Raw genomic sequence first — 23011 nt, forward strand, 5'->3', positions numbered from 1 at the left:
CGCCGATGGTATGGCGGCCTTTACAATCATGACAGATTTACAGCTCTCATTAGTCAAACACAACACAGGTTTTCCCTTATTTTCTGGCTAATCTGGAGGTTTACCTCGCTTGCGTCGTGCCGGCGTGTAAATGATGTCACACATGGCGCACATATTTTTCCCTCTAAGACGCCATCCGAAAACCGACATCAAACCCGCCTGGAGTGACTAATGACCGACTTTTACAACCTTGTCCCGTCGGCGCCGCAAGGCCGCTTTGATGGCATCGAACGGCCTTATTCGCCGGAGGAGGTGAAGCGGCTGCGCGGCTCGGTGCAGATCCGGCAGAGCCTCGCCGAAATGGGGGCAAACCGGCTGTGGCAGCTCATCCATGAAGAGGATTTCGTCAACGCGCTGGGTGCCATGTCGGGCAACCAGGCGATGCAGCAGGTGCGGGCCGGGCTGAAGGCGATCTATCTGTCGGGATGGCAGGTCGCCGCAGATGCCAACACCGCTTCCGCCATGTACCCGGACCAGTCGCTCTATCCCGCCAATGCGGCGCCCGAACTGGTCAAGCGCATCAACCGCACCCTGCAGCGCGCCGACCAGATCGAGACTTGCGAAGGCAAGGGGCTGTCGGTCGACACCTGGTTCGCGCCGATCGTCGCCGATGCGGAAGCCGGTTTCGGCGGGCCGCTCAACGCCTTCGAGATCATGAAGGCATTCATCGAGGCGGGTGCGGCCGGCGTCCATTACGAGGACCAGCTGGCTTCAGAGAAGAAATGCGGCCATCTCGGCGGCAAGGTGCTGATCCCAACCGCCGCACACATCCGCAATCTCAACGCGGCGCGCCTTGCCGCCGACGTCATGGGCACGCCGACACTGGTCGTGGCGCGCACCGACGCGGAAGCGGCAAAGCTCCTGACCTCCGACATCGACGAACGCGACCGGCCCTTCGTCGATTATGGCGCCGGCCGTACGGCGGAGGGCTTCTACCATGTCAGCAACGGTATCGAGCCCTGCATCGCCCGTGCCGTCGCCTATGCGCCCTATGCGGACCTGATCTGGTGCGAGACCTCCAGGCCCGATCTGGGGCAGGCAAGGACGTTTGCCGAGGGCGTGCGCAAGCATCATCCAGGCAAGCTGCTTGCCTATAATTGCTCGCCGTCTTTCAACTGGAAGAAGAATCTCGATGACGCGACGATTGCGAAGTTCCAGAAGGAACTCGGCGCCATGGGTTACAAGTTCCAGTTCATTACGCTGGCCGGTTTCCACCAGCTCAATTTCGGCATGTTTGAGCTCGCCCGCGGCTACAAGGAGCGGCAGATGGCAGCCTATTCGGAATTGCAGGAGGCGGAATTCGCCGCGGAAGCCAATGGCTACACCGCCACCAAGCACCAGCGCGAGGTCGGCACCGGCTATTTCGACGCCGCCTCGATGGCGATCACCGGTGGGCAGTCTTCGACCACGGCCATGCATGGATCGACCGAGCACGCCCAATTCAGGCCGGCGGCGGAATAGCGGAATAGCAGACAAACAGAGGAACGCCCAAACGGCATGGCAACACAACAGGCATGGCAACACAGGGAGAAGACCAATGGCATCGATAAGCCGCGTCAAGGAACGGGCCGAAGAGCAGGCCACCAGCATGAATGTCGACCAGCAGGCGACCATCCGAATGCTAGCGAACGATCTGCACAGGCTCAATCAGTCGGTAATGAAGGCGGTCGAGGCCGGCGTCTCGGTCGAACTGGTGCGCTCGGCACGGCACCATGGCGGCGACGGCAACTGGGGCGACCTGCTGATCCCGGTCATCGTCACGCAACGGAGCCACGACTGATGAATTCTACCGCACCGCGCCTTTTTTGAGCGCATGTTATCGCACCCCGCACGCCGCGGCTCTGCCTAGTCCGGCAGAGCCGCTAGTGCAACGATTTCAATGACAAGATCAGGCTGCGCAAGTGCTGCAACGCCGATAACTTCCGAGGGCGGCGGGTTGTTGTAGCTGCAGTGCTTCGGGCAGTGCTCGGCAAAGAATTCGTCCAGGACGTCCAGGCGAAAATTGGGAGAGCTCAGAACGCCGCCATCGGGAAATGGCCCCTTAACAAAGAAGGTCAGCCTGATGAGATGGTCGAGCGCAGTGCCAAGCTCTTCCAGGTCTGATTTGATGTTGGTGAGAATTTCGCGCCACTGCGCCGCCGCACCGCCGACGGCGCCGCCGCCGCTTTTGCCGATCGGATCGTAGTCCTCGACGGTCGCGGTGTTTCCGGAAAGATAGACAAACCCCTTTGCGCCGGTAACGACCGTACCCTTTCCCCACGGCATCAACCGGCCATTTTTGAATTTCTTGTGAGTCACGAGTTCCATTGTCATCTCCCGTCGATCAAAGAGACGTGCTTAGCCAACGAGGAAGGGTAGTCCGCCGAGACGATACGACAAGCTCGCGACAGACCTGCCTCGCCTTCATCCAATCTTTCGTCAACCCGGCTACGGCTGCGTAGTTGGTCGTTCGCGCTGCAAAGCTAAAGTTCACTGGAGCCTGCCCGGTTGTGGTGCAACTTCTCCTTCGGGCGGCGACAAAGAAAGCACTTAATTTTAATTTTAATGTTTCTTGCGATATTCTCCTGATATGCCATTTGAGCTTGACATGAGCAGTGATCTCACGCCAATTACCGCTCGAGTTTCAACCCTGCATTGAAATGTTGAACAACGGCCTGCCCCGCCATGTGCCCAGCGAATCGCGATATCGAGCCTGCAAAACAGCCGCCTTTCGTTAGCCGGGACATGGAGACGCGGATGCTGCCGGATTTCTCGCGGGTGCTGGTGGTCGGAAAATCACCGATCAACCGCGTCGTGGTTTCAAAAATCGTGGAGCGGTCCGGCCTCAAACCGATCTCGGAAACTCCCGAAACCGCGGCAAAGGCCTTGCACGCGCTGATACCCGGGACTGTCGTTCTCGACGGCGGCGCGCAGAACGGGGACTGCGACGCCTTGCTGTCGGGTATCGATGCACTGCGAAGGGCGTCAGGCAGATCGCTTCCGTCGGTGATCCTGCTTTCGGTCAAGACCGGCACTCCGGAGAGCCTGGGCCTGTCGAGCGTCGTCGATGCGGTGGTCGTCAAGCCGATCACCACCGAACGGCTGCAGCCGGTGATTGACCGGCTGGTCGGGGTCGGCCGCAACTGACCTCTACGGCGACGCGCCGACCGCAGACCTAATCAATCAATCTCGCCGATACGCTCGATCAGGCCTGGCAGTTCACCGAGATTGGCTATCTGGCGAAAGCGCGGTGCTGAGACCGGCGGCTCGACATGCTCCAGCACCCAGGTCAGTTCATGCGGCACGTGGATGCCCCAACTGCCGGCTTCGATGGCTGGCACGACGTCCGATTTGAGCGAGTTGCCGACCATCATGCCCTTTTCCGGGCCATCGCCGTGGCGGCTGAAGATGCGGCTATAGGTGGCAGCGCTCTTGTCGCTGACGATTTCGACCGCATGGAACAGCGCTCCCAGTCCGGATTGCGCCAGCTTGCGTTCCTGGTCGAACAGGTCGCCCTTGGTGATCAGCACCAGGCGGTAGGCGCCGGCCAGCTTTTCCACGGTCTCGCGCGCATACGGAAGCGGCTCGATCGGATGACTGAGCATCTCGCGGCCCGCGTCGAGAATTTCGGCTATGGTTGAGGCCGGCACCTGGCCCTCGGTGACCTCGATAGCCGTCTCGATCATCGACAGCGTAAATCCCTTGATGCCGAAGCCGTAGACCGCGAGGTTGCGCTTCTCGGCCTCCAACAACCTTGCTGAAATCCGGTCCTCCTCGGCGTGATCGGCGAGCAGTGCGGCAAAGCGCTTCTCGGTCATGCGGAAGAACTGTTCATTCTGCCACAGCGTGTCATCGGCGTCGAAGCCGATCGTCGTCAGTTTGCGGCTGTGTTGCATGCGGCCCATTAATTGCAGCGTTGCGGGAGGCCGACCCTAGACCAGGAGGCTTTTATCCGGAAGTCGTTGTGTTTCCCCGATTATCGAGGCGCATGCCAGCCGGCTCCCCTTCCCTTCCGTCGTCGGCAACAGCTATACTCCACAATCTGCAACAAATCTGGTGATTGATGCCGCCTGCAAAAAAGGAAGTCCGTCCGTCGAGCCGCGGAGGACGTGCCCGCACGCCTGCCTTCGTGAAAAACCAACGTGGCGTCAAGAACTGGAAGGAAGTCAGCGCCTGGCTGGAATGGCGCGGCATCGAAGACATCGAATGCATCACGCCCGACCAGGCCGGGGTTGCGCGCGGCAAGATGATGCCATCGAAGAAATTCACCTCCAATACCTCGCTGGCACTGCCTTCGGCGGTGTTCATGACGACGATTTCCGGCGGCTATCCGGAGGACGGCAACGGCTTCCACTATCCGGAGGACGATGGCGACCTCAAGCTGATGCCTGACCTCTCGACGCTGACCGTGGTGCCATGGGAGGAAGACCCGACGGCGGCGGTTATCTGCGACCTCGTCCACCAGGACGGCCGCTCGGTCGAGTTCACGCCGCGCAACGTGCTGAAGCGCGTGCTCGCCGCTTATGACAGACGCGGGCTGAGACCGGTCGTGGCGCCCGAGATCGAGTTCTACCTGGTGCGCAAGAACCCCGATCCGGACTACCCGCTCACCCCGCCTGTCGGGCGCTCCGGGCGGCCGATCGGCGGCGGCGCTGGCTATTCGATCGCCGGGGTCAACGAATTCGACGAACTGATCGACGACATCTATCATTTCTCCGAAAGCCAAGGGCTGGAGATCGACACGCTGATCCACGAGGAGGGCGCCGGCCAGCTCGAAATCAATCTGCGTCACGGCGATCCGATCGAGCTCGCCGACCAGGTGTTCATGTTCAAGCGCACAATCCGCGAGGCGGCGCTGAAGCACGAAATCTACGCCACCTTCATGGCCAAGCCGATCCAGGGCCAGCCCGGTTCCGCCATGCATATCCATCAGTCGATCATCGACAAGAAGACCGGCAAGAACGTCTTTTCGGCGGAGGACGGCTCGGAGACCGACGCCTTCTTCCACTTCATCGGCGGCATGCAGAAACATGTGCCGAACGCGCTGGTGATGTTTGCGCCCTACGTCAATTCCTACCGGCGGCTGACGCAGTCGGCCTCGGCGCCGGTCAACAACAAATGGGGCTACGATAACCGGACCACGGCCTTCCGCGTGCCCCGCTCCGACCCGGCGGCGCGGCGCGTCGAAAACCGCATTCCCTCCTCTGACGCCAACCCCTATCTGGCGCTGGCGGCATCGCTCGCCTGCGGGCTGATCGGCATGACCAACAAGATCCAGGCCGAGCCGCCGGTTCTGACGACCGCCAACGAGGACCAGATCGACCTGCCGCGCAGCCTGCTCGAAGCCGTCGACCTGTTCGAGGCCGACGAGGAACTCTGCGCCCTGCTCGGCAAATCCTTCGCAGCGACCTATGCGGCGATCAAGCGAGCGGAATTCGAAACCTTTATGGAAGTGATCAGCCCGTGGGAGAGGGAGTATTTGCTGCTGAATGTGTGAGTAGTGAGTAGTCATTAGTGGGTAGTGAACGGGGCTGGATCGCACCAAGACCGTTACTGTCCGTTCCTATTCACCAACTACTACTCACTACTCACTATTTCTCTCCGCCTCTGCAAAAATCTCCGAGTCTTGGCTGCACCATGCCCTACCAATCCCCAATCTCCCCCGGCCGCTCCTGGTACGAAGACACCGCCGGGCCAAGGCCCGAATATCCGGCGCTCGACGGCGACCGGACATGCGATGTGGTGATTGTCGGCGGCGGCTTTACCGGCCTGTCGGCCGCGGCTCACCTCGCCAAGACAGGCGCGAATGTCGTGCTTATCGAAACGCATCGTTTCGGTGATGGCGCATCGGGCCGCAATGGTGGCCAGCTCGGCACCGGACAGCGGGCCTGGGCAGAGGAGCTGGAAGCGGAATACGGCTTTTCCCGCGCCAAGGCGCTGTTCGACCTGGCCGAAGAGGCCAAGGCGCATCTGCTCGACTTCGCCGCGGTGAACCAGATCGAGATCGACTATATGCCCGGCCAAATGTCGGTGGCGCACAAGAAGCGCTATGTCGACGACTACAAGGCTCATGCCGAGATCATGGCAAACCGGTTCGGTTATCCGCACATCTCATTCATGGATGCCGCGGAGACTGCCGAGCGGCTCGGCTCGACGCATTATTTCGGCGGCACCCGCGATACCGGCACCGGCCACATCCATCCGCTGAAGCTGGTGATCGGCACCGCGAAAGTCGCGACACAGGCCGGCGCAAAGCTTTTCGAGCAGACGCCGTCGACCGGCATCACCTCCGGCGGCGGCAAGGTCAATGTTGTGACGCCGAAGGGCACGATCACCGCCGCTAAATGCCTGATCGGAGTCAACGCCTATGGCGGCACGCTCGAACCGGTGAGTGCCGCGCATATCATGCCGATCGGCTCCTTCATCGGCGCAACGGTGCCGCTGGGAGCCGATTCCAAAGTGTTGCCGGGTGGCGAGGCGGTCGACGATTCGCGCTTCGTCGTGCGCTATTTCCGCAAATCGAAGGATGGGCGGCTGCTGTTTGGCGGGCGCGAGATTTACGCGGTCAACGATCCCAAGGACATCCACATCCACATCCGCCGGCAGATCGCCGAGATCTATCCCTCATTGAAGGACGTCGAGATCACCCATGGCTGGGGCGGCTATGTCGGCATCACCGTGCCGAGAAAGCCGTTCGTGCGCGAAGTGATGCCCAATGTGATCTCGATCGGCGGTTATTCCGGCCATGGCGTCATGCTGTCGAACTTTTTCGGCAAGCTTTATGCGGAGACGGTCGCCGGCAACCGCGACCGGCTGAAGCTGATCGAGGACCTGAAAATTCCTCCCTTCCCCGGCGGCCGGCGTTTGCGCGCGCCATTGCTCTTTCTTGCGCTCAACTGGTACGCGTTGCGGGACAGGATTTAACCAGACGTTGCAGAATCCTTAACCTGGGCGCAGAATTCCCGCCAAGGGCGCAGTGATGCCACAATCGCGGGCGAAAGATGATGCTCGTGGGCAGCTGAACGGGGAATTTTGCGGGCTTGCCCGCTTTTTGGTTTGGGACCGATGCCGATCGAAATGCCGGCTCTCCGGCATGGGGTCGTAAGAACATCGGCCCGCAAATGGAGGTGGCAAGAGTGAGAGAGCCCTTCAGTTTCGGCGCGCCGGAACGACGGCGCCTTGCGATGCAATTCGGTTACGATATGCGGCCGACGTTCTGGCATCGGGTCCGGTCGAACGCGCATCTGGTAATCGCCGCGCTTGGCACGGCCGCACTGCTCGGCGTTGCCGCGGTGGCACTATGGCTGGCATTGCCGGCAAATGAGCGACAAGCGGCCGCAAGCCCGGAGCAGATCGTTCCGACCATCCCGGTCAAGACGACGAAGATCATGCCTGCCAAGGTCGCTGCGGCGCCGCGGACGACGGGCAAGGCAGATGCGGTTTCCCCGGCGGTTGCCGCTGCGGAAGCCGAGATACCAGCGCTGGCTCCCAATGATCCGCGCTGGACGGGGCCAAAGACGGCATCGGCCGCCGCCACGGCAGCATCCGACCAACTGGCAAGCCAGACCGAGCAGGCGGCCAATAAATCGTCCGCCGCGGTGGCGTTTGCTGACCCGGCAGCGAAGCCCGACGCTGCGGCACTGTTTGCCAAAGTGGCGGCTCCCGGCAGCTCGACGAAAAACACAGGGCCTGACGGTGCTCAGACCGCCGCCATCCCCACACCCAAGCCGCAACTGCCGGCGGCGCAGTCCGCGAGTGAGGACGGCGACGGCGCCAAGGCAAAATCCGGAAAAGCCAATACTGCGGGTACCGGACGCATCCTGAGATCCGTTACCATGCGGATCGGCCCGAAGAAGAATGCTGCCGCCATTCTCACCGTGCCTGCCAAGACCTCGGTGCAGGTGATGAGCTGCAAGCAATGGTGCCAGATCGTCTACAACGGCAAGCGCGGCTGGGTGTACAAGAGCTACGTCAAAACCGGGGCGTAAGGTCGGCACAGCGATCGCGGGTGGCTCGCCATCAGCCAGTCCTGCGCCTGAGGACTCGGCCGTTCAAATACAACGTCCGCCGTCGACTTCCAGCGCCACGCCAGTGATGAAAGCCGCTTCGTCCGAAGCAAGCCAAAGCGCGGCATTGGCAATGTCGAGCGGCGTCGAAAGCCGGCCGAGCGGGATCGATGCGCGGAACTTCTCGCGGATCTCAGGTGTGTCGGCGCCCATGAATTTCGCGAGCATGCCGGTCTCGCCGGCAACTGGGCAGAGGCAGTTGACGCGGATGTTCTTCGGCGCGAGTTGCACCGCCATCGATTTGGTCGCGGTGATCGCCCAGCCCTTCGATGCGTTGTACCAGGTGAGGCCAGGCCGCGGCCTGATACCGGCCGTGGAGGCCGTCGTCAGGATGACGCCACCGCCTTGCCGGTCCATGACCGGCACCACGGCAAGCGCTGCGTGGTAGATCGCCTTCATGTTGACAGCTGTGATCAGGTCGAAGGTCGCTTCGTCGACTTCCAGCAGGTCACCGTTGCGATGGGTGTAACCGGCATTGTTGACCATGATGTCGATGCGGCCGAAGGCGCTCATTGCGGCATGGACCATCTCGTCGAATTCGGACCGCAGCGAGACGTCGGTCTGGGTCCAGATCGCCTTTTCGCCGATCTCGCCGGCAACGCGCTCCGCGCCCTTGGCGTTCAGATCGGCGACGACTACCCGCGCACCCTCCTCGGCAAAGCGCCTGGCCATGCCCTCGCCAAAGCCCGAGGCAGCGCCGGTGATGATGGCGACTTTGTTTTGCAGGCGCATGCTTTTCTCACTCATCGTTGAAGGCGATCGACGACGCCTTTGGCCAGGCCATCGAAAGATGTGCGTCCATCGACGATTTCTCCTTTGGCTTTCGCTGCCATCCGGCACTATGCTGCACCTGCGAAGGCTCCGGAAGCATCGCTTGCCGACAAGCCTCCGGCTAGCGCCCGTGTCAAGAGCACACGCGGATGTGACGCAATGGCACTGGCAAGTTTAAATCGATTAGATTATATCAGCCGCGTTATCGCGACCGGCGTCACAGCGGACAGACCATGACCAGCCAGATCATTCCCGTCGACCCCTTCGACTTCATCATTTTCGGCGGCACCGGCGACCTGTCGGAACGTAAGCTTCTGCCGTCGCTGTACCACCGGCAGCGCGACCACCAGTTTTCCGAGCCGACGCGCATCATCGGCACATCACGTTCGAAGATGACCGACGAGGAATTCCAGTCGTTCGCCAGGCAGGCGATTGCCGATCATGTGAAACCGGAGGATATCGACGCCACGGAACTAAAGACGTTCCTCGCGCGGCTCTCCTATGTCCCGGCGGATGCAACCACAGGTGCCGGCTTCGACAGGCTGAAGAAGGCGATCGGCGACAGCGAACACATCCGCGCTTTCTATCTGGCGGTGGCGCCGGCGCTGTTCGGCGACATCTCGCACAAGCTGAAGGAGCACGGGCTGATCACGCCGAATTCGCGCATCGTGCTGGAAAAACCGATCGGCCGCGATCTCGCTTCGGCGCGCGCGCTCAACGACCTGGTCGGCGACGACTTCCATGAAAGCCAGATTTTCCGCATCGACCACTATCTCGGCAAGGAGACGGTTCAGAATTTGATGGCGCTGCGCTTTGCCAACGCGCTCTACGAGCCGCTTTGGAATTCCGCCAATGTCGATCATGTGCAGATCACCGTCGCCGAGACGGTCGGCCTGGAAGACCGCGTCACCTATTACGACAAGGCCGGCGCATTGCGCGACATGGTGCAGAACCACATGCTGCAGCTGCTCTGCCTGGTCGCGATGGAGGCGCCGTCGTCGATGGACGCCGATGCCGTCCGTGACGAAAAGCTGAAGGTGCTGCGGGCGCTGAAGCGCATCAACGGCAACGAAGCGCCGAAGCACACGGTGCGCGGGCAATACCGTGCCGGCGCCTCGGCCGGCGGGCCGGTGAAAGGCTATGTCGAGGAGCTCGGCAAGAACAGCAACACCGAGACTTTCGTTGCGCTCAAGGCCGAGATCGGCAACTGGCGCTGGGCGGGCGTGCCGTTCTACCTCCGAACCGGCAAGCGGCTGGCGACCCGCGTTTCGGAGATCGTCATCGAATTCAAGCCGATCCCGCACTCGATCTTCGGCGAGAGCGCCGGGCCGATCTCCGCCAACCAGCTGGTCATCAGGCTGCAGCCCGACGAAGGCGTCAAGCAGTTCATCATGATCAAGGATCCGGGGCCGGGCGGCATGCGACTGCGCCAGATTCCGCTCGACATGAGTTTTGCGCAATCCTTCGACGGCCGCGCCCCCGATGCCTATGAGCGGCTGATCATGGACGTCATCCGTGGCAACCAGACGCTGTTCATGCGCCGCGACGAGGTCGAGGCGGCGTGGAAATGGATCGACCCGATCCAGGATGCCTGGGAAAGCGGAAGGCAAGAGGCGCAAGGCTACACCGCCGGCACATGGGGCCCCTCGGCATCGATTGCGCTGATCGAACGCGACGGGCGGACATGGCACGAGAGCAATTAGGCGGCGCCTACAACTGGCACGAATTTGCCGGACGCCAAGAGCTGGCGACAGCGCTTGCCGGCCACGTCGCCGGCCGTCTGTCAAGGGCGATCGCCGAGCGCGGCACGGCACTGCTCGCGGTCTCGGGCGGCACGACGCCGGCGAAATTCTTCGCGGCGCTTTCGACCGTTCCGATCGCCTGGGAAAAGGTGATGATAACATTGGTCGACGAGCGCTTCGTGCCGCCCTCATCGCCGCGCTCCAATGCCGGCCTGGTTGCCGCCAACCTGCTGCAGAACGCGGCCGCGGCCGCGAATTTCGTGCCGCTCTACCGCGCCGCGGCAAGTATCGAGGGTGCAGCGGTCTCCGACGGTGAGGCGCTGCAAGTGCTGCCCTGGCCACTCGACGTCGTTGTGCTCGGCATGGGAACTGATGGCCACACCGCCTCGTTCTTTCCGGATGCCGACAACCTGGCAAGATTGCTCGATCCGTCGTCGCAAAGGATCGTGCTTCCGGTTCACGCGGCAAGCGCCGGCGAGCCACGGCTGACGCTGTCATTGGCGCGGATCATCAATGCCGCCTTCATCGCGCTGCATATCGAGGGCGCGGAAAAACGCACCGCATTCGAGGCCGCGCTTGGAACTGGAACACGAAAGCCCATTCGCGCTGTGCTCGATGCCACTCAAAAGCCCGTAGAGGTTTTCTGGGCACCCTGATCTCAACTTGGCTGCAGGTCCCGGCAACAGCCGGAAGGTATTTGCGGGACCTCGCCTGAAAGGACCGACCGCCATGACCGCAAGACGCGACATCGAAGCCATCACCCAGCGCATCCGTGAGCGCTCCAAGCCCGGTCGCGAGGCCTATCTCGGCCGCATCGCCGAAGCCTCGAACCGCACCGCCAACCGGGCCGTGCTGTCCTGCGGCAACTTGGCCCACGGCTTTGCCGTCTGCAGCCCTTCCGAAAAGGTGGCGCTTGGCGGCGACCGGGTGCCGAACCTCGGCATCATCACCTCCTATAACGACATGCTGTCGGCGCATCAGCCTTTCGAGACATTCCCGGCGCTGATCAAGGACGCGGCGCGCGAGGCCGGCGGCATCGCCCAGGTGGCCGGCGGCGTGCCGGCGATGTGTGACGGCGTCACCCAGGGCCAACCCGGAATGGAGCTGTCGCTGTTCTCGCGCGACGTGATCGCCATGGCCGCGGCAATCGGCCTGTCGCACAACATGTTCGATGCCGCCGTCTATCTCGGCGTCTGCGACAAGATCGTGCCGGGGCTGGTGATCGCGGCGCTGACCTTCGGCCATCTGCCGGCGGTCTTCATCCCGGCCGGGCCGATGACGACCGGCATTCCGAACGACGAAAAAGCCAAGATCCGCCAGCTCTATGCCGAGGGCAAGGCGGGGCGGGCCGAACTGCTCGAAGCGGAATCAAAATCCTATCACGGGCCGGGAACCTGCACTTTCTACGGTACCGCCAATTCCAACCAGATGCTGATGGAGATCATGGGCCTGCACACGCCTGGCGCTTCCTTCGTCAATCCCGGCACGCCGTTGCGCGACGCGCTGACCAGGGAAGCGACCAAGCGGGCGCTGGCGATCACCGCGCTCGGCAACGCCTACACGCCAGTCGGGCGGATGATCGACGAGCGCTCGATCGTCAATGGCATCGTCGGCCTGCACGCCACCGGCGGTTCGACCAACCACACCATCCACCTGATCGCCATGGCAGCGGCGGCCGGCATCGCCATTACCTGGCAGGACATCTCCGATATCTCGGAAGCGGTGCCGCTGCTGGCGCGGGTCTATCCGAACGGCCTTGCCGATGTGAACCATTTCCACGCCGCCGGCGGGCTCGGCTTCCTGATCCGCGAACTGCTCGACGCAGGCGTCTTGCATGAGGATGTGCAGACTGTGTGGGGCGAAGGGCTGCGCCCCTACGCGGTCGAGGCCAAGCTCGGTGCGGACGGCGGCGTCGTACGCGAGGCCTCCCCGCGCCAAAGCGGCAACGAGAAGGTGCTGGCACCGTTCAAGAAGGCGTTCCAGCCGAGCGGCGGGCTGAAAGTGCTTTCAGGCAATCTCGGCCACGCCGTCATCAAGACGTCGGCGGTCAAGCCGGAGCGGCGCATCATCGAGGCGCCGGCCAAGGTGTTCGACAGCCAGCAAGGGCTGAACGAGGCGTTCAAGGCGGGGTCGCTGACCGGCGACTTCATCGCCGTCATTCGGTTTCAGGGTCCGAAGGCCAACGGCATGCCAGAATTGCACAGGCTGACCACCGTGCTCGGCATCCTGCAGGACCGCGGCCAGCATGTGGCGCTGGTCACTGACGGGCGCATGTCGGGCGCTTCAGGCAAGGTGCCGGCGGCGATCCACGTGACTCCGGAAGCGGCGGAGGACGGGCCGATCGCCAGGATCCATGACGGCGATATCATCAGGCTCGACGCCGAGGCCGGGACTCTCGAAGTGCTGGTGCCGGCCGGCGACTTTGCCCTGCGCCGGCCCGCCGACAGCGACCTCATAGGCAATGAATTCGGCTTCGGCCGCGAGCTTTTCGCCGGGTTCCGGCAGTTGGTGGGCCGCGCCGACCATGGCGCCAGCGCCTTCGGTACAGCGTGACCTTTTTTCGGCAATAAGGAAGAGCGGCTGACGGCTCTCCCCTGGATCTATTGAACCGTCAGTTCGGCTCGCGCGCCGGCCCTGACCGTTACCGTGCCTTCCTTCGAGCTGTTGTCCGATTTCTCCGAAACCACCGCGTAGTCACCGGCCGACAGGGTGGCTTCATACTTCTGGTCATAGGCGTAGCCCACCGACTTGCGGGTTCCGTCGATGTTCTTCCTGGCCTCGAATATCTCGATCTTCGAGGCCCCTGGCGCGGTTATCGTCAGCATGCCGGCGTTCATCGCGATCTTCAGATCCTGATGGTCGCCAACCTTGACGCTGAACGGCTGCTCGGCAACCGCAAGGTCGACCGTCGCGACCAGCACATAATCGTCGGGCGGCAGATCGAACTTGCTGTCCGGACCGTAGGCATAAGTCACCTCCCGCCTGGTTCCGTCGACGCTCTTTTTCGCCTGGAGCACCTTGAAGCCGACGCCCGAACCCTCGGCCTTGTCGCCGCCGGCAGCATAATAGGCGTTGGCGACGATACGCCCGACGCCGACGATGACGTCCTTGTCGATGACCCTGCCGGCGGCAAGCGGGATCGTCTCGGTAACCATGCCCTGGCCGATCGTGACGGTAACCTTCTGGTCGCCGGCCGGCAGCACGACTTTCGTGTCGCCGTAATAGGTCGGCGGGGTGTCGACGCCGGGATAGCCGACTACGACAGCCGCGCCGCCGTCAACGTCCGCTCCTTCGCTTGGCCGCGGGTGGATGACCAGCGTGCCGGCATTCAGGTTGAAGTGCGGCTTGGCGGCCTGGCCAGGCTCTATCTTGATCTTCTGTTCGGCCCTGGCCTCGCCGGCGCGTGCGACGACGATATAGTCGCCCGGCTCAAGATTGCCCTTGTAGGCGCCATATTCAGTGGTGACGGGATCGCCGCGCGTGCCGTCGGAATTTGCCTTGTAGATCTCCCAGGCATTGCCGTCGGTGACGGGATCGCCACCCTCGGCAAGCACGACGGTGGGCACGAAATTGGACTCCGCCGGCTGCGCGGGCGCCGGCTGGGGAGCAGGCTGCGGGGCGGGAGCCGGTTCAGGGGCGGGCGGCGGAGGCGCGACGGTCTCGACGAGGGCGTCCTGCAATGCCTTTTCATCCGACGCTTCGATATATTTGCCGCCGGTGTTTTCGGCGAGGCAAGCGACCTGCTTGCCCTCGGCCGCCGTCAGGCCGAAGCCGACGACATTGACGGTGAAGTCGACGCCGGCAGCCTCCAGTTCCTTGCCGAGCGCACAGGGGTCGCCGTTGCATGTCTCGATGCCATCGGTGATGAGAACGACCGTCGCCTTGCCCTCGGTGTATTTCAACGCCTCCGTCGCTTGTTTGACGGCGGCGGTCAGCGGCGTCTTGCCCTGAAATTTCAGGCTGTCGGCCGCGGTTGAGATCGCACTGGCCGAGCCGGCCTGCGGTGGCACGATGAGTTCGATGTCGTCACAACTGGCCTTCTCGCGATGGCCATAGGCCATCAGGCCGATTTCCTCGTCGTCCGGGACCGATTGCAGTACGTTCCGCAGCGATTGACGGGCGATTTCGAGCTTGGGCTTGCCGTCGATCTGCGCCCACATCGAGCCGGAGGCATCAAGAACGATAATGACGCGATCGGCGGCGAAGCCGAACCCCGTCATCCACAGCAGCAGGGTCGCCGCCGCGGCGCTCCGCACAAATCCCACCATCGAATATTTCCCCATCAGTCGCCGCCGCTCGGCGCCGGAAAGCTATTTGACGCCGCGTCGCGGCACAAGCCCGGCTGGAGCACGAAGCTGCGCCGCCGCTGTGCAAAACCCTCAATAGGTCGTGCGCCGTTCCTCGGAAGGCGGCCGGCCGAACTGCAGCCGATAGCTCTGGGCAAAGTAGGAATGCGAGGTGAAGCCGGTGGCGATCGCCACGTCGAGGATCGGCATGTTGGTCTGGCGCAGCAGTTCGCGCGCCCGCTCGAGCCTAAGCCGCATATAGTAGCGCCCGGGCGTCACGCTGAGATGGCGCAGGAACAGGCGCTCGACCTGGCGCACCGACAGGCCCGCCGACTTGGCAAGCTGCACCGCCGACAGCGGCTCGTCGAGATGGTCGGCCATCAGCTCGACGATGCGGCGCAGCTTCTCCGACTTGCCGGTCAGGTCGCGCTCCGGGCCGACGCGCTGGCGGTCACCGGCCGAGCGGATGCGCTCATGCTGGAACTGGTTGGCGACGCCATTGGCGAGGCTCGAGCCGAAATCACCGCGCACGATCTCCAGCATCAGGTCGATCGAGGTGGTGCCGCCGGCGCAAGTGTAGCGCTTGCGGTCGATCTCGAAGACGTTGCCGGTGCAGTTGATATCCGGGAAACGCTCGAGGAAACCGGCGCGGTTTTCCCAATGGATGGTGCAGCGATAGCCATCGAGCTGGCCTGCCTCGGCAAGCAGATAGGAGCCGACCGAAAGCGCGCCGAGCGCATTACCGCGCCGGCCCCAGCTGCGCAGCGCCGCCAGCACCTTGCTCTTGCCGGGAAATTCCGTCGTCAGCCCGACCGAGACGAACAGGATATCGACCGGCGGCAGATCGGCGACGGCGTAGTCGATCTTGAGCGGCAGGCCGTTGGACGCCATGACGGCATCGCCGTCGGCCGACACCGTCGTCCAGCCATAGAAATCGCGGCCGAGCAGCCGGTTCGCCGACCGGAACGTGTCGATTGCCGCGGCCAGCGAGAACATAGAGAACTTGTCGACCAGCAGAAACCCGAACTGCCGGCCGCCCTGAACGGGATCATTGGTGACCGGCCGTTCTAAGGGAACAGTGAGGTTCGGCAAGGACGCTGCTTTCTGGTCAGAAGGAAGGCCGTTTCAACCCGGCCGCGAGATAGGCGGAAGCTAGCGTGTTGGCCATCAGCATGGCAATGGTCATCGGTCCGACGCCGCCAGGCACCGGCGTGATGGCGCCGGCCGCCGTCGCTGCTTCGGCAAAGGCGACATCGCCGACGAGGCGGGTCTTGCCTTCACCCTTCTCAGGTGCGGCGATGCGGTTGATGCCGACGTCGATGACGGTTGCGCCAGGCTTGACCCAGTCGCCGCGGACCATTTCGGGCCGGCCGACGGCTGCAACTAGAATATCGGCGGTGCGGGCAAGCGCTGGCAGGTCCCTGGTGCGGCTGTGTGCGATAGTGACGGTGCAGTTGGCGGCAAGCAGAAGATTGGCCATCGGTTTGCCGACGATGTTCGAACGCCCGACGACGACCGCATTGAGGCCGGACAGGTCCTTGCCACGCACCCGTTCGATCAGCAGCATCGAGCCGGCCGGCGTGCAAGGCACGAAGGCGGTCTCGAGCTCGCCGGTGCCGAGCTTGCCGACATTGATGAAGTGGAAGCCGTCGACATCCTTCTCCGGCGCGATGGTCTGGATGATCTTGCCGGCGTCGATATGGCCGGGAAGCGGAAGCTGCACCAGGATGCCGTTGATGGCCGGATCGGCATTGAGCTGGCCGATGATCTTCAAAAGGTCCGGCTCGGAGGTTTCGGCCGGCAGCGTGTGCTGAACCGAATGGAAGCCGCATTCCTTGGCGGTACGGGATTTGGAGGCGACATAGACCTGGCTCGCCGGATCCTCGCCGACGATGACCACCGCGAGACCGGGCTGCTGCCCACCTTTTTCCGCTAGTTCGGCGGTCAGTGTCTTGACCCGCCGCACCACGTCTTCGGCGACGCTTTTTCCGTCAATCAACTCGGCCATGAACCACCCTCGACGCCTATTGCTAGCCTGCCGCATCCATGCGGCGTGCTCCAGATATGTTTTTATGCAGGTCGTTGCCCAGAACCATGCGCGGGCGGGCGACATGCAGCGCGGCATTTTCACGAAAATCGAGCCGGGCAATCCCGTCAATGCGCCGTCCCATGCCGTTAACTCGAAACCGGCATGTTTTATTCGACGCTCAGAAATAGCGGCGATGCGTGCGGTTTTCGGTGAGCTCGCGAACCGCCTCGCGGAATTCGCGCAGGCTGGCGCGGATTTCCTCGATCTGGCTTTGCTGATCGGCGGCTTCCGAGGCCTGAATTGCGTCCCTCGACCAGGCCTGAGTATGGGCCGAATGCGGCGGCGTGGGTTGCTGCGGATACGGTGCCCGACCGGCATAGAGCGGCTGCGGGTAGAAGGCAGGCGACATGGCTGCGCTTGAATTTGTCGCGGTGGAAGTTTCACCGGATGCCCTCTCCGCCGGCGCTCTGCCGGGCATGAGCCGGCCCAGCGCCGACAACACGGCACCGATCGGACCCGGCCGTTTGGTGCGCGCGACCTCGAGCAGAGCGGTAGGCGGCGTTGCCGGGTATGCGGCGCGATCGGCGAAACCGGAATCGGAGCCGCCAAGGGAGCCAGCGGGGTCGAAAAACCGATCGGCAGCTGTAGCCTCTTCCATCAGCATGGGGCCGGCCTTTGACGCATCAGGATGGGGCTGGCCTATGCCTGCGGCTGCCAACAGGATCGGGCTGGCACGCGCTTCGCGGCGCGAGCGGGCCAGACGATGGCGTGTGGCGGCATCCTCGCGCCATGACGGGGCTGTACGGTCCTCCAGGGAAACCAGCGCTGCTTCGTCTTCGTCGCGCGCTGCCTCGACGAACGACAGCAGGGACTGCTCGTTCCTCCAGTGTTCACGATTATTCCTATAAGCCATGGTTTCTGGAGCTTCCCCCTCGGGCTGGGACGTAGCGACCGCCACTGGTTAAGCGATGCTAAACAGGCATAGGAAATAAAAGGTTAATGTGGTCGCCGCGCCCCTGCGCGACTACATGCGCATCCCAACCGCACGGTCCGGGTTTCCGCCTGATCACGGTCCCAAAAGGGCTTCCCCGCCCCGCCGCGAACGTCTATGGGAAGCCATCTCTATGGAGGCTTTCGATGACGATCAGGCTTGTTCTCGCCGGTTGCGGCAATATGGGCTCCGCCATGCTCTCGGGCTGGCTGAAAGCCGACAAGCTCCCTCCGGCTGCGGTGTTCGTGATCGAGCCCAATGCCGAGTTGCGCAAGCGTGCCGAAGCACTGGGCTGCTCTGCTGCCGCGGACGCCGACGCCATCCCGGCGCACGCCGTGCCGACCCTCGTCGTCATTGCGGTCAAGCCGCAGGTGATCCGTAACGTGACGGCTGGCTACATCCGCTTCAACGATGGCCGAACCACTTTCCTCAGCATCGCCGCCGGGACGCCGGTCGCTACGTTCGAAGGCATTCTCGGCGATCGCGCGCCGATCCTGCGCTGCATGCCCAATACGCCGGCGGCGATCGGCAAGGGCATGATGGTGGTGTTTTCCAACAGGCTGGTTTCCGAAGACACCAAACGCCTTGTCGCCGACCTGCTTTCGGCAAACGGGCAAGTGGCCGATATCGGCGACGAGGGCCTGATGGACGCGGTGACGGCGGTCTCCGGGTCGGGGCCGGCGTATATCTTCCACTTCATCGAAGCGCTGACCGTGGCCGCCGAGAAGGCCGGCCTGCCTGGCAAGGTCGCAAAGCTCCTGGCCATGCAAACGGTCTACGGCGCCGCCTCGCTTGCCGCCGAAAGCGGCGAGGAGCCCGGCGTGCTTAGACAACAGGTGACCAGCCCCAACGGCACCACGGCTGCCGCGCTTGCCGTGCTGATGGGCGAGGACCGTCTGACGCGCCTGCTCACCGAGGCGGTGGAAGCGGCGCGGCTTCGATCGATCGAACTGGGGAAGTAACAGCCGATTGCGGATACGCGAGATCGGTATGCGAAAAGTCGTTGCCGTTGTAGAGCAGTGCGGAGCCATGACTTTTTGCGCAAGCATAAGAAAGGCAGTCGGCTAAGTTGAGCTGGGCAGGATGTCCGCGCCCCTTTCCGTAGTCTGAAAATGCATGGATTGCGAGCTTGGCATAGCTGGCGTCGATAGGCACAATTTCGATTTCAGCCTCGCGAAGAAACGCCTCTATCGCATCTCCGGCGACAACCGGCGGCACGGCAAGCATCGTCGAAAGCCGCATCGCCGCTTCAAGCACCACCAACGCCGAAGTTATTCTTGCGGGCGCTGCCTCGATGCGGTTGCTCCACTCGCCGGCATCCTCTTCGCCTGAAAGAATCGCGACAACCACGGAGGTGTCGACGAACATCAGGAATGGCCCCACATCTCATCGATCTCATCCTTCGTCATAGCCCGACCATCTTGGCCTGCCTTGGCCTTGAAGTCGTTGGCAATGGCAGCAAGCCGCTCGGCCAAGGGAATGCGTCCGCTCTCCCGCTTCAACTCGGATTCAAGCGCTTCGATGACCGCTTCCGTCATCGAAATCTTGCGTTTGGCAGCAAGCTCTCGCGCCAGTTCGCGTGCGCGCGGATCCCTGATCTGAAGATTCATGTAATCGCCTCCGCCTTCATCGTCACTACAATATAGAGAATTCGTCATGACAACGCCAGTGCTCGGCCGGACGCGATTGCGACGGCTCACCGGTCGAGAGCCTTACGCCCCATACAGCATCCCGTCCTGCAGCCGGCGCAAGGCGAACAGCCTGGTCGTCGGGTCGGGCGCGGCATTGTCGGCGGTGAGCAATTCGCCTTTCCGCACCTGTTTCAGCACCTTGCCGCCTTCGAGCAGGCCGACGGGCACGGCGCGATGGGCGCGGGCTTCTTCGACGGTCATGGTCCAGGAGCGGTAGCAGGTCTCGCCGATCGCATCGAACGTCTCGCCCGTCGCCAGATCGCGCTTGGCCACGGCGCAGACCTCGGCCACCGGCCGTGGCAGCGGCACCATGTCGGGCCTGCCATAAAGCGCGATGCGAGCGGCCGTCAGCGGCACTTCCAGCGAGGTCAGATGGTAGGGCCTGAAGAAGCTGTAATAGGGGCCGTGGCCGATATGCAGATCGTCCATGCGCTCGATGATGCGCGGATGCGTCGCCTCGACGATTACGAAGACGCCGGGCGCCACGCCCTTGCCGACGGTGTAGTCGACGACGCCCTTTTTCGACAGGATGCCGCCCTGCTCGCGCGGGATCAGCACCTTGACCAGCTCGTCGCGATCGGCCTTGGGGCCGTGCATGCCGGGAACGTCGGGCACCAGCCCGGTGGCGTTGGCAATGGCGCACATCTCGACCATGGTTTTCGAGCCGTCGACGAACTCGACCAGCATGCGCGGATTCATGTTGCGGCGTAGCGCTTCCTCGCGATAGTCGTCAGGAACGGCGTCGTGGTTGAGCGGGTTGTTCTTGCCCTTGCCGGCGGAGACGATGGTGTAGCCGAGCGTCGAGGCGAACTCGATCAGCTCCATGCAGCTCGACGGCTCGTCGCCGGCGCCGACCGAATAGACGACGCCGAGCCGGTCGGCCTGCTGCTTCAGATAGCAGCCGATAGTGACGTCGGCCTCGACATTCATCATCACCAGATGCTTGCCGTGCTGCATCGCCATCAGGTCGAAATCGGCGGCGACGCCGGGCTTGCCGGTAGCATCGATGACGACATCGATAAGCGGATTGGTGACCAGCATTTCGTTCGAGGTGATGGCGATCTTGCCGCTTTCGATCGCCTGGCTGAGCTTCGACGGCGTATCGGCCTCCCGTGCCATCGCCTCGTCGCCATAGGCGATGCGGATGGCATCACGCGCCGTATGCGGGCGGCGCGTCGAGATCGCGCAAACCGAAATGCCCGGCATCAGCATGCCTTGCGTCACCAGGTCGGTTCCCATCTCGCCGGAACCGATGACGCCGATGCGCACCGGGCGGCCTTGTGCCGCGCGCTTGGCAAGATCGCGGGCAAGCCCGGTCAAGGCGACATTGGTCATGCGAGAGCGTCCACTGCTTTACGTCTTTGTTTTGTGCATGTCGCTGTCCCAAAACCGCGGCACACTTGGGCAACATGCATCAGGATGCGGGAATAGCAGGGAACGGTAACGGTTTGCCAACGAAACCGGCCGCCGGCGGTGTTTTCTTGCGCTTGGCCCCAAAATTCGGATTGCTCTCTGTGAAGACAATGCACCCGGCCAAAGTGTTACCGACGGTCCTGTGGGCCCAACGTCCGCGTTCTCAGATATTAGAAAATGCCTCTCAGGGCACAACCGGCGAACTGGTGCAGCAGAACCGCTAAGCGCCGTTTGAATGGATCACAGCCAAGAAATGGACGGAAATTCTTAGTCATTCCTTTATGCATCCCGGCTTAAATGAGGAATGGACTGGCGTGCCCGTATCTTCAGGCGTTTTTTCTGCATGCGACGAACCGGCAAGAGTGGCAACGTTGCCACTATTTTTGCCCTGTCGTTGCCGATCGTCGTCGGCGGCGCGGGTCTCGGCGTTGAGACTTCCTACTGGTATTACAGCGGCCTGAAGCTACAAGCGGTGGCGGATGCGGCAGCCTATGCTGGCGCTTTGGAAAAGGTTTCAGGATCCGACAAACCAAGGATAGTCTCCGCCGCGACATTGTCTGCGACAACGAATGGCTGGGACCCGTCGACAGGCACAATCGAAATCTTCACGCCCCCGTCCTCCGGCCCGAATGTGGCCCAAAAGGCTGTCGAGGTCATCGTTCATCAGACCCTCGATCGGTTTTTTACATCGATATTCACGCAAAATGCGGTCGGCGCACAGGCAAGGGCGGTGGCTCTTATCACCGACGCCTCAAAGGCCTGCGCTCTAGCTCTCAATCATTCCGCTCCGAAAGCGGCGCTCTTTTCCGGCAGTTCGAATCTCAAACTGAACGGCTGCGTCGTGATGTCGAATTCGATAGCCGCGGACGCCATCAAGCTTCAGGGATCGGCAAGCCTTCAGGTCGATTGCCTGGTATCGGCAGGCGGTGTTTCGTTGAGCAACCCCGTGACGACCGTGTGCGCCAGGCCGATAACCCAGGCGTTGCCCGCTGCCGATCCTTTTGCCGACTTGCCGGCGCCACCGGCCACGAACCCCTGTCGAAACAGCAATCAGTCGGTGTTGCAACCTGGAACATACTGCAGGGGGCTCAGCTTGAGCGGCAATGTAACGCTTTCGCCCGGGATATACGTCATTCAAGGCGGTGATTTCAAAGCGAACTCGAACGCGAATATTTCCGGCGACGGAGTCATCATTTATCTGGCCGGCAGCTCCGGCGTCAGCATGAACGGCACGGCCACCATCAAGCTCAGCGCACCAACGTCGGGCACCTATTCGGGGGTGCTGTTTTACGGCGACAAAGCCAACCTGACTGGATCGAACACGGTTAATGGCACGGCAGATTCGCTTTTGACCGGCGCTTTGTATTTTCCAACGCAAGACGTTAATTATCTCGGCAATTTCTCGGGCAAAGGCGGTTGCACTCAGGTCGTCGCCAGTACCGTGCAGTGGTCCGGCAACGCGAACGTCAATCAGGACTGCACGAGCCTTGGAATGCGAGACATTCCGGCCACGCAATCCATTAAGCTTGTCGAGTAATCTTCGTGACAGGGTCAGCAGTCCGGATGTTCCGCAGCGATTCGGGTGCTGCCGCGGTAGAGTTTGCGCTGATTGTGCCGATCCTTTGCCTGGTACTCCTTGGCATCATTGACGGCTGGTCCTTTGTGTCGAACGCGTTGTCGATGCGTGCAGGCGTCAAAACGGCGGCGAATCTCGTGATGCAAGGAGCAGCCGAGGATGCGACTATCCAAGCTGTCGCTCTTTCAGGCTGGGAAAACCATCCCGGCGACGCGCAGGTGACGCTGAGCCGGAAATATATGTGCGGGACCACCGTGGTCGATCCATCTGTCCTGTGCGACAGTTTGAAAGCTCCCGCGGTTTTTGTCGAAATCCAAGCGACAGCCACTTGGTCACCGCCCTTCAGTTTCGGCGCGTTTTCGCTCTCGCGCGCGCTCACTCACCAACAGGTGATCCGTGTTCGCTAAAGCGAGGGCCTTCATACGGGA

Annotated in this window: 23 protein-coding genes; 12 read left to right on the forward strand and 11 right to left on the reverse strand. The window is 62.5% G+C overall.

Annotation, left to right across the window (positions count from 1 at the left end):
- Positions 1-210 precede the first annotated feature (210 nt).
- Entirely contained in the window at positions 211-1500 is a 1290-nt protein-coding gene (gene aceA / locus NKJ72_RS03400; RefSeq protein ID WP_352475852.1) for an isocitrate lyase, read from the forward strand.
- 76 nt (positions 1501-1576) lie between these two features.
- Positions 1577-1819, forward strand: coding sequence for an SMc00767 family acetate metabolism repressor (locus NKJ72_RS03405; RefSeq protein ID WP_023719402.1), 243 nt, complete (start codon positions 1577-1579; stop codon positions 1817-1819).
- A gap of 65 nt (positions 1820-1884) precedes the next feature.
- Here NKJ72_RS03405 and NKJ72_RS03410 read toward each other — a convergent pair whose 3' ends face one another.
- A complete protein-coding gene (locus NKJ72_RS03410; protein WP_254819286.1) occupies positions 1885-2346 on the reverse strand; it encodes a RidA family protein in 462 nt (153 codons plus the stop codon).
- A gap of 429 nt (positions 2347-2775) precedes the next feature.
- Between NKJ72_RS03410 and NKJ72_RS03415 the strand changes: the two genes are divergently transcribed.
- Positions 2776-3165, forward strand: a complete 390-nt coding sequence (locus NKJ72_RS03415) for an ANTAR domain-containing protein (RefSeq protein ID WP_352475853.1) — start codon at positions 2776-2778, stop codon at positions 3163-3165.
- A gap of 32 nt (positions 3166-3197) precedes the next feature.
- On the opposite strand, the gene NKJ72_RS03420 is transcribed toward NKJ72_RS03415, so the two are convergent.
- Positions 3198-3914 carry an HAD family hydrolase gene (locus NKJ72_RS03420; protein WP_352476073.1) on the reverse strand — a complete coding sequence of 239 codons (717 nt, stop codon included), beginning with the start codon at positions 3912-3914 and terminating at the stop codon, positions 3198-3200.
- 167 nt (positions 3915-4081) lie between these two features.
- On the opposite strand from NKJ72_RS03420, the gene NKJ72_RS03425 reads away from it, so the two are divergent.
- From NKJ72_RS03425 to NKJ72_RS03435, 3 genes are all read left to right on the forward strand, one after another.
- Entirely contained in the window at positions 4082-5515 is a 1434-nt protein-coding gene (locus NKJ72_RS03425) for a glutamine synthetase family protein (protein WP_352475854.1), read from the forward strand.
- 140 nt (positions 5516-5655) lie between these two features.
- Positions 5656-6942 (forward strand): NAD(P)/FAD-dependent oxidoreductase, encoded by a 1287-nt coding sequence (locus tag NKJ72_RS03430; RefSeq protein WP_352475855.1) that lies wholly within the window; start codon positions 5656-5658, stop codon positions 6940-6942.
- Between the two features lie 260 nt (positions 6943-7202).
- Positions 7203-8006, forward strand: coding sequence for an SH3 domain-containing protein (locus tag NKJ72_RS03435; RefSeq protein ID WP_352475856.1), 804 nt, complete (start codon positions 7203-7205; stop codon positions 8004-8006).
- Positions 8007-8069: 63 nt separating this feature from the next.
- Here the strand turns inward: NKJ72_RS03435 and NKJ72_RS03440 are convergent, their stop codons facing one another.
- Positions 8070-8816 carry an SDR family oxidoreductase gene (locus NKJ72_RS03440; protein WP_352475857.1) on the reverse strand — a complete coding sequence of 249 codons (747 nt, stop codon included), beginning with the start codon at positions 8814-8816 and terminating at the stop codon, positions 8070-8072.
- Positions 8817-9088: 272 nt separating this feature from the next.
- Between NKJ72_RS03440 and zwf the strand changes: the two genes are divergently transcribed.
- From zwf to edd, 3 genes are all read left to right on the forward strand, one after another.
- Positions 9089-10558, forward strand: coding sequence for a glucose-6-phosphate dehydrogenase (gene zwf / locus NKJ72_RS03445; protein WP_254819279.1), 1470 nt, complete (start codon positions 9089-9091; stop codon positions 10556-10558).
- Positions 10540-11253, forward strand: a complete 714-nt coding sequence (gene pgl, locus NKJ72_RS03450) for a 6-phosphogluconolactonase (protein ID WP_352475858.1) — start codon at positions 10540-10542, stop codon at positions 11251-11253. The genes zwf and pgl overlap by 19 nt, the downstream gene beginning before the upstream one ends.
- Positions 11254-11326: 73 nt before the next feature.
- The gene (gene edd, locus NKJ72_RS03455; RefSeq protein WP_352475859.1) at positions 11327-13150 is read left to right on the forward strand and encodes a phosphogluconate dehydratase; all 1824 of its coding nucleotides are present in this window, start codon (positions 11327-11329) and stop codon (positions 13148-13150) included.
- A gap of 47 nt (positions 13151-13197) precedes the next feature.
- Here the strand turns inward: edd and NKJ72_RS03460 are convergent, their stop codons facing one another.
- The 5 genes from NKJ72_RS03460 to NKJ72_RS03480 all read right to left on the reverse strand — a co-directional run bounded on the left by NKJ72_RS03460 (position 13198) and on the right by NKJ72_RS03480 (position 17825).
- Positions 13198-14865, reverse strand: a complete 1668-nt coding sequence (locus tag NKJ72_RS03460) for a vWA domain-containing protein (RefSeq protein WP_352475860.1) — start codon at positions 14863-14865, stop codon at positions 13198-13200.
- Positions 14866-14976: 111 nt separating this feature from the next.
- Complete coding sequence (locus tag NKJ72_RS03465) at positions 14977-15975, reverse strand: GlxA family transcriptional regulator (RefSeq protein WP_254820541.1); 999 nt, start codon at positions 15973-15975, stop codon at positions 14977-14979.
- Positions 15976-15991: 16 nt separating this feature from the next.
- Entirely contained in the window at positions 15992-16891 is a 900-nt protein-coding gene (folD, locus tag NKJ72_RS03470) for a bifunctional methylenetetrahydrofolate dehydrogenase/methenyltetrahydrofolate cyclohydrolase FolD (protein WP_352475861.1), read from the reverse strand.
- 22 nt (positions 16892-16913) lie between these two features.
- Positions 16914-17054 (reverse strand): hypothetical protein, encoded by a 141-nt coding sequence (locus tag NKJ72_RS03475; protein WP_352475862.1) that lies wholly within the window; start codon positions 17052-17054, stop codon positions 16914-16916.
- 36 nt (positions 17055-17090) lie between these two features.
- Positions 17091-17825 (reverse strand): hypothetical protein, encoded by a 735-nt coding sequence (locus tag NKJ72_RS03480; protein WP_352475863.1) that lies wholly within the window; start codon positions 17823-17825, stop codon positions 17091-17093.
- Positions 17826-18049: 224 nt separating this feature from the next.
- Here NKJ72_RS03480 and proC point away from each other — a divergent pair, with 224 nt between their 5' ends.
- Entirely contained in the window at positions 18050-18865 is an 816-nt protein-coding gene (gene proC / locus NKJ72_RS03485) for a pyrroline-5-carboxylate reductase (RefSeq protein WP_352475864.1), read from the forward strand.
- Here the strand turns inward: proC and NKJ72_RS03490 are convergent.
- From NKJ72_RS03490 to NKJ72_RS03500, 3 genes are all read right to left on the reverse strand, one after another.
- Complete coding sequence (locus NKJ72_RS03490) at positions 18813-19271, reverse strand: type II toxin-antitoxin system VapC family toxin (protein ID WP_352475865.1); 459 nt, start codon at positions 19269-19271, stop codon at positions 18813-18815. The two genes, proC and NKJ72_RS03490, sit on opposite strands and share 53 nt — an antisense overlap.
- On the reverse strand, positions 19271-19513 hold the full coding sequence (locus tag NKJ72_RS03495) for a type II toxin-antitoxin system VapB family antitoxin (RefSeq protein WP_254820546.1): 243 nt from the start codon (positions 19511-19513) through the stop codon (positions 19271-19273). Before NKJ72_RS03495 ends, NKJ72_RS03490 begins: the two co-directional genes overlap by 1 nt.
- A 102-nt stretch (positions 19514-19615) precedes the next feature.
- A complete protein-coding gene (locus tag NKJ72_RS03500) occupies positions 19616-20929 on the reverse strand; it encodes an NAD(P)H-dependent oxidoreductase (protein WP_352475866.1) in 1314 nt (437 codons plus the stop codon).
- Positions 20930-21350: 421 nt separating this feature from the next.
- Between NKJ72_RS03500 and NKJ72_RS03505 the strand changes: the two genes are divergently transcribed.
- Positions 21351-22544 carry a pilus assembly protein TadG-related protein gene (locus tag NKJ72_RS03505; protein WP_352475867.1) on the forward strand — a complete coding sequence of 398 codons (1194 nt, stop codon included), beginning with the start codon at positions 21351-21353 and terminating at the stop codon, positions 22542-22544.
- A gap of 26 nt (positions 22545-22570) precedes the next feature.
- A complete protein-coding gene (locus tag NKJ72_RS03510) occupies positions 22571-22990 on the forward strand; it encodes a TadE/TadG family type IV pilus assembly protein (protein ID WP_254820549.1) in 420 nt (139 codons plus the stop codon).
- The last annotated feature ends 21 nt before the right edge of the window (positions 22991-23011 follow it).

The sequence above is a fragment of the Mesorhizobium sp. M0045 genome (assembly GCF_040323385.1).
In the GTDB taxonomy this organism is placed as follows: domain Bacteria; phylum Pseudomonadota; class Alphaproteobacteria; order Rhizobiales; family Rhizobiaceae; genus Mesorhizobium.

Coding starts and splice junctions, on each gene's coding strand:
- NKJ72_RS03505 (WP_352475867.1), top strand. CDS start 21,351: ATGCGACGAACCGGCAAGAGTGGCAACGTTGCCACTATTTTTGCCCTG.
- aceA (WP_352475852.1), top strand. CDS start 211: ATGACCGACTTTTACAACCTTGTCCCGTCGGCGCCGCAAGGCCGCTTT.
- NKJ72_RS03415 (WP_352475853.1), top strand. CDS start 2,776: ATGCTGCCGGATTTCTCGCGGGTGCTGGTGGTCGGAAAATCACCGATC.
- NKJ72_RS03460 (WP_352475860.1), bottom strand. CDS start 14,865: ATGGTGGGATTTGTGCGGAGCGCCGCGGCGGCGACCCTGCTGCTGTGG.
- NKJ72_RS03490 (WP_352475865.1), bottom strand. CDS start 19,271: ATGTTCGTCGACACCTCCGTGGTTGTCGCGATTCTTTCAGGCGAAGAG.
- NKJ72_RS03420 (WP_352476073.1), bottom strand. CDS start 3,914: ATGCAACACAGCCGCAAACTGACGACGATCGGCTTCGACGCCGATGAC.
- zwf (WP_254819279.1), top strand. CDS start 9,089: ATGACCAGCCAGATCATTCCCGTCGACCCCTTCGACTTCATCATTTTC.
- NKJ72_RS03435 (WP_352475856.1), top strand. CDS start 7,203: ATGCAATTCGGTTACGATATGCGGCCGACGTTCTGGCATCGGGTCCGG.
- NKJ72_RS03480 (WP_352475863.1), bottom strand. CDS start 17,825: ATGGCTTATAGGAATAATCGTGAACACTGGAGGAACGAGCAGTCCCTG.
- NKJ72_RS03475 (WP_352475862.1), bottom strand. CDS start 17,054: ATGGGACGGCGCATTGACGGGATTGCCCGGCTCGATTTTCGTGAAAAT.
- NKJ72_RS03500 (WP_352475866.1), bottom strand. CDS start 20,929: ATGACCAATGTCGCCTTGACCGGGCTTGCCCGCGATCTTGCCAAGCGC.
- NKJ72_RS03425 (WP_352475854.1), top strand. CDS start 4,082: ATGCCGCCTGCAAAAAAGGAAGTCCGTCCGTCGAGCCGCGGAGGACGT.
- NKJ72_RS03430 (WP_352475855.1), top strand. CDS start 5,656: ATGCCCTACCAATCCCCAATCTCCCCCGGCCGCTCCTGGTACGAAGAC.
- NKJ72_RS03405 (WP_023719402.1), top strand. CDS start 1,577: ATGGCATCGATAAGCCGCGTCAAGGAACGGGCCGAAGAGCAGGCCACC.
- NKJ72_RS03440 (WP_352475857.1), bottom strand. CDS start 8,816: ATGCGCCTGCAAAACAAAGTCGCCATCATCACCGGCGCTGCCTCGGGC.
- folD (WP_352475861.1), bottom strand. CDS start 16,891: ATGGCCGAGTTGATTGACGGAAAAAGCGTCGCCGAAGACGTGGTGCGG.
- edd (WP_352475859.1), top strand. CDS start 11,327: ATGACCGCAAGACGCGACATCGAAGCCATCACCCAGCGCATCCGTGAG.
- pgl (WP_352475858.1), top strand. CDS start 10,540: ATGGCACGAGAGCAATTAGGCGGCGCCTACAACTGGCACGAATTTGCC.
- NKJ72_RS03495 (WP_254820546.1), bottom strand. CDS start 19,513: ATGAATCTTCAGATCAGGGATCCGCGCGCACGCGAACTGGCGCGAGAG.
- NKJ72_RS03410 (WP_254819286.1), bottom strand. CDS start 2,346: ATGGAACTCGTGACTCACAAGAAATTCAAAAATGGCCGGTTGATGCCG.
- NKJ72_RS03510 (WP_254820549.1), top strand. CDS start 22,571: ATGTTCCGCAGCGATTCGGGTGCTGCCGCGGTAGAGTTTGCGCTGATT.
- proC (WP_352475864.1), top strand. CDS start 18,050: ATGACGATCAGGCTTGTTCTCGCCGGTTGCGGCAATATGGGCTCCGCC.